The 1,067-nt window shown below is 57.0% G+C and carries 1 protein-coding gene; it reads left to right on the top strand.

What is annotated here, in order from left to right; genetic code table 11:
• A partial coding sequence (locus QVO51_RS01465; RefSeq protein ID WP_288167720.1) for a D-alanyl-D-alanine carboxypeptidase family protein occupies positions 1-913 on the top strand: 913 nt, incomplete at its 5' end.
• Positions 914-1,067 lie beyond the last annotated feature (154 nt).

Here is a 1,067-nt window from a genome sequence, read left to right as displayed (position 1 = left end):
GGTCAGCGATCCTGTTCCGGAGTCATCCACCCCGGGCACGGAGGGCACCGATCCTGCAAAGGGAGAGATCCATATGCGTGACAGCCAGATTACTCTGACTGTGGGAGAATCCAGGCATCTCCAGGCCACGGACGCATCCGATGCCGCCGCAAAAGCAGTCTGGAGCAGCAGTGACAGCAAGATCGCTGCCGTATCCGCCGACGGTGCCGTGACTGCCGTTGCCCCCGGCAGCTGTACCATCACCGCCACCCTGTCCGCCGACAGCACCGTGTTCGGCAATGTGACCGTTACCGTAGTGCCTGCCCAGACGGAGAGCCCGGAGAATTCCGATGAGATAGGAACCACCGAACCCATCCCGGCAAAGACGGAACCCCCGGCTGCACAGGCGGATCCCACAGAGCCGACCTATATCCAGGGCATTCTCATTGCCAACAAGACCTATGCCCTGCCGAAAACTTTCGATCCGGGGGTAGATCCGGAGGCGAAGGCAATGTTTGACAAGATGCAGAAGGCGGCGGCACAGGAGGGGCTGAATATTTACATCAGCTCCGGCTACCGCAGCTATGACTACCAGGTCAAGGTCTACAACAGTATGGTGAAGGCATACGGCAAGAAGTATGCGGATGAGGTATCCGCCCGGCCGGGCTATTCGGAGCATCAGACCGGACTGGTGTTCGACCTGAATTCCATCGACCTGAGCTTTGCCCAGACCAAGGAGTCCAAGTGGGTGGATGCCCACGCTCACGAATACGGGTTCATCATCCGCTACCCGGAGGGGAAGGACGCCATCACCGGCTATTCCTACGAGCCCTGGCACCTGCGGTATCTGGGGGTGGAGAACGCCACCAAGGTGTACAACAGCGGTCTGACCCTGGAGGAATATCTGGGGATCACCTCCAAGTATCCGGATTAAGAAAAAGAGAACAGCTTGTCTGTTCTCTTTTTTTCGACCATCTTTTCCAGGTGTGTTCTGGATGCTCTGTGTGCTTGGCACACGCTTTGCTGTTTTGCTTTTCGGTGATCTTTTACTTCTGTGCGTTCTCTTATGCTCTGCGTGCTGTTTCTAC

Origin of the sequence: Ruminococcus sp. CAG:379, from assembly GCF_000434255.1 — a bacterium.
GTDB classification, from domain to species: domain Bacteria; phylum Bacillota; class Clostridia; order Oscillospirales; family Ruminococcaceae; genus Ruminococcus_F; species Ruminococcus_F champanellensis.
The sequence above is the reverse complement of the archived record's forward strand: the minus strand, read 5'-3'. Positions and strand labels throughout refer to the sequence as shown.